We start from the raw sequence: 7,629 nt of genomic DNA, 5'->3' as shown, positions 1-7,629 counted from the left end.
AGATTGCCCACGTGTTACTCACCCGTTCGCCACTAATCCCCACCGAAGTGGTTCATCGTTCGACTTGCATGTGTTAAGCACGCCGCCAGCGTTCGTCCTGAGCCAGGATCAAACTCTCCGTGAATGTTTTCCCGTAATCGGGACGACACCACGAGAGCGGAACGATCGGAGGAATGATCCGACCGTTCACAGCGTCCTCGCTGTGTTATTTCTTCAAAGGAACCACGTCCCAGCCGATGTCGGCCGGAGACGGAGTATCAACATATCTGGCGTTGACTTTTGGCACGCTGTTGAGTTCTCAAGGAACGGTCGCTTCCTTTGTACTCACCCTCTCGGGCTTTCCTCCGGGCTTCCCTTCGGTGTTTCCAACCTTACCAGATCCGTTTTCCGTTCCGTTTCCGGTCGGAATTCATTTCCGGTGGCCGTTGGAGGCCTTTGCCTTTTTGGTTGCCTTCCGGCTTCCTTATCGGCTGATCCGACTTTATCAGAAGTTCTTGGCCGGTCTGACCGGCCACTCATTCCTGAGTAAATCGGGGGTGGCTTCAATGTCTCGGAGAGAACTCTCCGTTGTGAAGCAGATCGATTCTAACGATCGGCCCTGAACCTATCCAGTTCTAGGCAACTGTTTGAATCTACCTCCCCACCCAACCCGTGTCAACAGGTCTTCCGGGGCGAAGAGGAGACTAGCAGCTCACGGGGGCTCTCCGCACATCAGGCGGCCGTCGGCACGAGCGCGCTGCGCTCGGTCTCCCCGAGATCACCCGTCTGCCCCGCACGGGCGGCGCGGCCGCCAAGGACGAAGACATAGGCCAGGAAGGCCAGCTCAGCGACCACGCCGATACCGATGCGGGCCCAGGTGGGCAGGCCGGAGGGGGTGACGAAGCCTTCGATGGCCCCCGAGACGAACAGGACCAGGGCGAGCCCGATCGCCATGCCCACAGCAGCGCGGCCCTCTTCGGCCAGCGCGGTACGACGACTGCGCGGGCCTGGGTCTATGAGGGTCCAGCCGAGGCGGAGACCGGTGCCGGCGGCCACGAACACCGCGGTCAGTTCGAGCAGCCCGTGCGGGAGGACCAGTCCCAGGAAGGTGTCGAGGCGGCCGGCCGAGGACATCAGGCCGAAGCCGACAGCCAGGTTGAGCATGTTCTCCAGGAGGATCCAGAGCACCGGCAGGCCCAGGAAGACGCCCAGGACCAGGCACATCGCGGCGGCCTGCGCGTTGTTCGTCCACACCTGCGCGGCGAAGGAGGCCGCGGGATGGCTGGAGTAGTAGGTCTCGTACTCGCCGCCGGGGCGGGTCAGCTCGCGGAGCTGGCTGGGGGCGGCGATGGTCGACTGCACGTCCGGGTGGGTCCCGATCCACCAGCCCAGCAGGATCGCGACGGCCGTGGATATGAGCGCGGTGGGGACCCACCAGTGGCGGGAGCGGTAGACGGCGGCCGGGAATCCCTGCCCCAGGAAGTGGACGACATCCCGCCAGGAGGCCCGGCGCGTTCCCGTCACGGCGCTGCGTGCGCGGGCCACGAGCTGGCTGAGCCGGCCGGTGAGCTGTGGATCCGGGGCACTGGACTGGATGAGGGAGAGGTGGGTGGCGGTGCGCTGGTACAGGGCGACCAGTTCGTCGGCCTCCGCTCCGCTGAGACGCCGCTGACGGCGCAGGAGCGCGTCGAGACGGTCCCACTCGGCCCGGTGTGCGGAGACGAAGACGTCGAGATCCATCGGGTCTGCCTGCTCCTCGGCTGGTCGTCGACTGCCTGTCGTAGCTGTCAGCTTGTCGTACTGGGGCGCGATGTGCGCTCAGCTTGGCAGACTTGCGCTGTACGGGGCAGACCAGGGGAAGGCGGCGGGCGTGAGTGAGCTGGTGACCGGCGAGGCGGTGGCGCTCGAACTGCGTCCCGCGAGGCTGCCCAGCAGGGCGCTGGCGGTGTTGCTCGACCTGATCGTGGCCATGGTGGTGTTCGTCGGGGCGTCGATCGCTCTGGTGGCGGCCACGGCCTCGCTGGACGAGGCCGCGCAGACGGCACTGTCGATCGCGGCCTTCCTGTTGCTGCTGGTGGGAGCGCCGATCGCGGTCGAGACGCTGAGCCACGGGCGGTCGCTCGGCAAGCTGGCGTGCGGGCTGCGTGTCGTACGCGACGACGGCGGGCCCATTCGGTTCCGGCACGCGCTGGTGCGTGGCGCGCTCGGTGTGGTCGAGATCCTGATGACGTTCGGGGTCGTCGCCTGTGTCGCCTCGCTGGTGTCGGCACGTGGCCGGCGGCTGGGGGACGTCTTCGCCGGGACCCTGGTGGTCCGGGAGCGGGTGCCAGTGGGGCAGACCCGGTTCGTTCCGCCGCCTCCGCCCTGGCTGGCGGGGCGGTTCGCCGAACTGGACCTGTCTGCCGTACCCGACGGGCTGTGGCTCGCCGTCCGGCAGTACCTGACCCGGATGCAGCAGCTGGATCCGCAGGTCTCCTGGGCGATGGCCCAGCAGCTCGCGGCGGATCTCGCGAACCGGACGGGGGCTCCGGCACCGGCGGACGTGCCGCCGGCCGCGTATCTCGCGGCGGTGGTGCAGGAGCGGCAGGCCCGCGAGGCTCGGCGGGCGTTCGTCGGCTACGCGCCTCCGGCACCGCAGATCCCCACGTTCCCGTCGCCGTACCAGCCCGGGGCGACGTCGCCGTACCAGCCCGGGGCGGCGGTACCGGCCCCCTTCCCGCCGCCGGTCGCCCAGCCCCCGGTGTCCGGGCCCATGGCCGCACCCGTGGCCGCGCCCCCGCCGACGGCGACCGAGCGGCCTTCCACCGGGTTCGTGCCGCCGGCCTAGCCGGAGCCGCTCCCCTGCCCGAACGTCAGTCGTCAGTCGTCAGTCGTCGAAGGCGGACGGCGGTGACTGGAGGTCCTCCAGCTCGATCCCGGGGGCCGCCAGGACCACGTCCCCGGTGACGTGCACGGTGTGCTGTTCGCCCGTGTCCAGGGCTGTGACCTGGTACTCGTCCACGGTCAGGGGGCCGTTGTCAGTGGCGTGTGTTTCTCTTCTCAGCAAGGCCCAGGACTGGTCCACGGTGCGGGGGGCGAGGACCGGATCCGTGAAGGCCACCAGGCGTACCCGGGTCGCGGCGGAGGAAGGGGTGAGGCGCAGCAGACGAGCGGTGGCGATCAGGAACGCGGGGGACGTGCCGGTGAAGGCGTGGGCGCGCACATTGCCTTCGGTGGCCTGAGTGCCGGTGGGGTCCGTGCGGACCCAGGTGACGCCGTCGAGGGCGGCGCCGCGCACCTGCCAGCTTCCGGCGTGCAGTTCGAGGCGGATGGGGCGGCCTAGTTCGTCGAGGGCGAGATCGACCGAGCCGCGGTGGTCGCCGGAGGGGGCGGTCACCTGGGAGACGTAACGCCAGCCGGAGGGCCCGGGAGCGCACTGGAAGTGTTCTTCACCGAGGGGGGTGCGATCGTGCGGATCGTGGAGCGAATAACGGCCGCGGGGCATGGGGGTCCTGGGTCTTGACGGGCTGAGGCCGCGACGGTTCGCCAAAGGGGCAGGCCCCCGGCACGGGGGTGCGGGGGCCTGCCTCGGTGAGCTCAGCGGCGGTGACTCAGTAGCGGTAGTGGTCCGACTTGTACGGACCCTCGACCTGCACGCCGATGTAAGCGGCCTGCTCCGGGCGCAGCGTCGTGAGCTTCACGCCGAGCGAGTCCAGGTGCAGGCGGGCGACCTTCTCGTCGAGGTGCTTGGGCAGCGTGTAGACGCCGACCGGGTACTCGTCGGGCTTGGTGAACAGCTCGATCTGGGCCAGGGTCTGGTCCGCGAAGGAGTTGGACATCACGAAGGACGGGTGGCCGGTCGCGTTGCCCAGGTTCAGCAGGCGGCCCTCGGAGAGGACGATGATCACCTTGCCGTCGGCGAAGGTCCAGGTGTGGACCTGCGGCTTGACCTCGTCCTTGACGATGCCGGGGATCTTGGCGAGGCCGGCCATGTCGATCTCGTTGTCGAAGTGGCCGATGTTGCCGACGATGGCCTGGTGCTTCATCTTGGCCATGTCCGAGGCCATGATGATGTCCTTGTTGCCCGTCGTGGTGACGAAGATGTCGGCCTTGTCGATGACCTCGTCGAGGGTCGTGACCTGGTAGCCGTCCATCGCGGCCTGGAGGGCGCAGATGGGGTCGATCTCGGTGATGATCACGCGGGCGCCCTGTCCGCGCAGGGACTCCGCGCAGCCCTTGCCCACGTCGCCGTAACCGCAGACGACCGCGGTCTTGCCGCCGATCAGGACGTCGGTGGCGCGGTTGATGCCGTCGATCAGGGAGTGGCGGCAGCCGTACTTGTTGTCGAACTTCGACTTGGTGACGGCGTCGTTGACGTTGATCGCCGGGAACAGGAGCTGTCCGTCGCGCTGCATCTCGTACAGGCGGTGGACGCCGGTGGTGGTCTCCTCGGTCACGCCGCGGATCTCGGAGGCCAGCTGGGTCCACTTCTGCGAACCGTCCGTGATGGTGCGGTGCAGGAGTTCGAGGATGACGCGGTGCTCGTCGGACTCGGCGGTGTCGACGGACGGGACCTTGCCGTCCTTCTCGTACTCGACGCCCTTGTGGACGAGGAGGGTGGCGTCACCACCGTCGTCGAGGATCATGTTGGGGCCGCCGGTGGGGCTGTCCGGCCAGGTCAGCGCCTGCTCGGTGCACCACCAGTACTCCTCCAGGGTCTCGCCCTTCCAGGCGAAGACCGGGACGCCCTGCGGGTTGTCGGGCGTGCCGTTCGGGCCGACGGCGATGGCGGCGGCCGCGTGGTCCTGGGTGGAGAAGATGTTGCAGGAGGCCCAGCGGACCTGCGCGCCCAGGGCGACCAGGGTCTCGATCAGGACGGCGGTCTGCACGGTCATGTGCAGGGAGCCGGTGACGCGGGCGCCGGCCAGCGGCTGGGCGTCGGCGTACTCCTTGCGGATCGACATCAGGCCGGGCATCTCGTGCTCGGCGAGGGTGATCTCCTTGCGGCCGAAGTCGGCCAGGGAGAGGTCGGCGACCTTGAAGTCCTGTCGGTTGTCGACAGTCGTCATTGCGAACTGCTCCTCGGGTTCGGGTCGAGGGTGGGTACGGCTGTTCTGCGCGGCGGCGGACACAGGGGTGCCCGAAGGAGGACACAGGCATGCCCGCGTGCGCGCAGCGCAGTCCGTCGGAGGCCCTCTCTCCCTCGGCCGGTCCGCGTGCGGACCGCCCGACCGCCATCAGCAGCGACGTCTGGCTCCGTCCCAAGCTACACCGGAGGAGCGGGCGGCCCCCAGTCCACCTTCGAACAGATCACGCCGTTCGAGGAGGGGCGAGCGTGGCCGGCGGGGTGAGGGGGCGGGGGTCAGTGGTCGGCCGGGTGGGGGTTCGGGCCGCCCGGGGTGGCTTCCGGGTCGGGGCCCTTGGCGGCCTCGGCCTCGCTGTAGATGTCGGGTTCCAGGTAGATCACGCGGGCGATGGGGACCGCGGCGCGGATGCGGGACTCGGCGGCGTTGATGGCGCTCGCGACCTCGCCGGCCGTGTCGTCGTGCCGGACGGCGATCTTGGCGGCGACGAGGAGTTCCTCCGGGCCGAGGTGGAGCGTGCGCATGTGGATGATGCCGGTCACGGTGTCGCCGTCGACGATCGCCGTCTCGATCTTCTTGACCTCCTCGACGCCCGCGGCCTCGCCGAGCAGGAGGGACTTGGTCTCGGCGGCCAGGACGAGGGCGATCGAGACGAGCAGGACACCGATGCAGACGGTGCCGACGCCGTCCCAGGTGCCGTCGCCGGTGAGCAGGGCGAGGCCGACGCCGCCGAGGGCGAGGACCAGACCGATGAGGGCGCCGAAGTCCTCCAGGAGGACCACCGGCAGCTCGGGGGCCTTGGCGCGGCGGATGAACTGCGACCAGGACAGCTTGCCGCGCAGTTCGTTGGACTCCTTGATGGCCGTCTTGAAGGAGAAGCCCTCGGCGATGATCGCGAAGACGAGCACGCCGACCGGCCAGTACCAGTGCTCCACCTCGTGCGGGTGGCTGATCTTCTCGTAGCCCTCGTAGATGGCGAACATGCCACCGACCGAGAAGAGGACGATCGAGACCAGGAAGGCGTAGATGTACCGCTCGCGGCCGTAGCCGAAGGGGTGTTGCGGGGTCGCCTCGCGCTGGGCCTTCTTGCCGCCGATGAGCAGCAGGAACTGGTTGCCGGAGTCGGCGAGCGAGTGGACGCCCTCGGCGAGCATCGACGAGGAGCCGCTGAACGCGAACGCCACGAACTTCGATACCGCGATCGCGAGGTTGGCGCCGAGTGCCGCCACGATCGCCCTGGTGCCGCCTGACGCGCTCATGTGTCCGCGTGGTCCCTTCGGTACTCGTCTTTGCCCGTGCTTTGCCGGTGGGTCATTCTTGCAGCCCTGTCCGGGGGCGACTCGTCAGGTATCCACACCCCCGGTACGACAATCCAACCGGCCGTACATTCCGGCTCAGATGATCACCGTGGCGCGGAACACCGTGCCCGCGCCGGACACTTCGGCCTTCTCGGCCGCCGGCACGAACACCGACTGCCCCGGGCCCAGGTCGTACTCACCCGCGCGGACCGTACCGGCCGTGCAGAGCAGGATCTGCGGGGTCGGCAGGGTCAGGTCGTGGGCGGCGGCACCCTCGGGCAGGACGTACCGGGAGAGCCGGAACTCGTCGATCGGCGTCTCGTAGACCTCCTCGCCGTCCGGGGCGGCCTCGGGACGCAGCACGCCCGGATCGCCCGCCTCGAAGCGGACGACACGCAGCAGTTCGGGGACGTCGACGTGCTTGGGGGTCAGGCCGCAGCGCAGCACGTTGTCGGAGTTGGCCATGATCTCGACGCCCAGGCCGTCCAGGTAGGCGTGCGGGACGCCGGCGCCGAGGAAGAGCGCTTCGCCGGGCTGGAGGCGGACGTGGTTGAGGAGCATCGCGGCGATCACGCCGGGGTCGCCCGGGTAGTGGTGGGCGATGCCGGCGTAGGGCGCGTGGTCGCCGCCGAGGCGGGTGCAGGCGGCGGTGGCCTCGGCGACCGTGTGGGCCATCTCCTCGCGGTCGGCGGTGAGGATCCCGGTGAGGACCTCGCGCAGCGCCGCCTCCTCGGGGTGGGCGCGCAGCAGGTCGACGTACGGCTTGAGGGAGTCGACACCGAGGGCGTCGAGGAGTTCGGCGGCCTGCTCGGGGGCGCGGAAGCCGCACAGACCGTCGAACTCGGTGAGTGCGCAGATCAGTTCCGGCTTGTGGTTGGCGTCCTTGTAGTTGCGGTCCGGGGCGTCGACGGGGACACCTCGGCGCTCCTCGTCCTCGTAACCCTCCCTGGCCTGTTCCAGGTTGGGGTGGACCTGGAGGGAGAGCGGGGCGCCGGCGGCGAGGATCTTGAGCAGGAAGGGCAGCCGCGGGCCGAACCTGGCGACGGCGCCCTCGCCCAGTTCGGCCTTCGGGTCGGCGTCGATGATCTCGACGAGCGTGCCGCGCGCGGTGCGCGAGGGAGCGCCGGGGTGCGCGCCCATCCACATCTCCGCCTGCGGCTCGCCGCTCGGCTCCACCCCGAGCAGCTTCGGGATGGCGGTCGGGGAACCCCAGGCGTAGGGACGGACAGTGTTGTCGAGGCGGTCCATGACTTCTCTCTGCGCTCTGCCGGTGCGGTCTGCGGACGACG

The 7,629-nt window shown here is 69.2% G+C and carries 7 protein-coding genes and 1 rRNA gene; 2 read left to right on the top strand and 6 right to left on the bottom strand.

The features are described from left to right. Positions 1-124: ribosomal RNA gene (locus tag MB828_RS40765) — 16S ribosomal RNA — on the bottom strand; the annotation flags it as partial. A 49-nt stretch (positions 125-173) separates the two neighbouring features. Between MB828_RS40765 and MB828_RS40760 the strand changes: the two genes are divergently transcribed. Then, on the top strand, positions 174-602 hold the full coding sequence (locus tag MB828_RS40760; protein WP_301652545.1) for a hypothetical protein: 429 nt from the start codon (positions 174-176) through the stop codon (positions 600-602). Between the two features lie 109 nt (positions 603-711). On the opposite strand, the gene MB828_RS40755 is transcribed toward MB828_RS40760, so the two are convergent. Beyond that, positions 712-1,719 carry a stage II sporulation protein M gene (locus MB828_RS40755; RefSeq protein ID WP_046730269.1) on the bottom strand — a complete coding sequence of 336 codons (1,008 nt, stop codon included), beginning with the start codon at positions 1,717-1,719 and terminating at the stop codon, positions 712-714. A 130-nt stretch (positions 1,720-1,849) separates the two neighbouring features. Between MB828_RS40755 and MB828_RS40750 the strand changes: the two genes are divergently transcribed. Then, positions 1,850-2,806: an RDD family protein gene (locus MB828_RS40750; protein WP_301652544.1), complete on the top strand. Its 957-nt coding sequence runs from the start codon at positions 1,850-1,852 to the stop codon at positions 2,804-2,806. A 39-nt stretch (positions 2,807-2,845) separates the two neighbouring features. Here MB828_RS40750 and MB828_RS40745 read toward each other — a convergent pair whose 3' ends face one another. From MB828_RS40745 to manA, 4 genes are all read right to left on the bottom strand, one after another. After that, entirely contained in the window at positions 2,846-3,463 is a 618-nt protein-coding gene (locus MB828_RS40745) for a hypothetical protein (protein WP_301652543.1), read from the bottom strand. A 106-nt stretch (positions 3,464-3,569) separates the two neighbouring features. Next, on the bottom strand, positions 3,570-5,027 hold the full coding sequence (ahcY, locus tag MB828_RS40740; RefSeq protein ID WP_046730272.1) for an adenosylhomocysteinase: 1,458 nt from the start codon (positions 5,025-5,027) through the stop codon (positions 3,570-3,572). A gap of 293 nt (positions 5,028-5,320) precedes the next feature. After that, complete coding sequence (locus MB828_RS40735) at positions 5,321-6,301, bottom strand: cation diffusion facilitator family transporter (RefSeq protein WP_301652542.1); 981 nt, start codon at positions 6,299-6,301, stop codon at positions 5,321-5,323. Between the two features lie 135 nt (positions 6,302-6,436). Then, the gene (gene manA / locus MB828_RS40730; protein WP_301652541.1) at positions 6,437-7,588 is read right to left on the bottom strand and encodes a mannose-6-phosphate isomerase, class I; all 1,152 of its coding nucleotides are present in this window, start codon (positions 7,586-7,588) and stop codon (positions 6,437-6,439) included. Positions 7,589-7,629: the final 41 nt, after the last annotated feature.

Origin of the sequence: Streptomyces arenae (assembly GCF_022343545.1) — a bacterium.
GTDB lineage: Bacteria > Actinomycetota > Actinomycetes > Streptomycetales > Streptomycetaceae > Streptomyces > Streptomyces humi.
The sequence above is the reverse complement of the archived record's forward strand: the minus strand, read 5'-3'. Positions and strand labels throughout refer to the sequence as shown.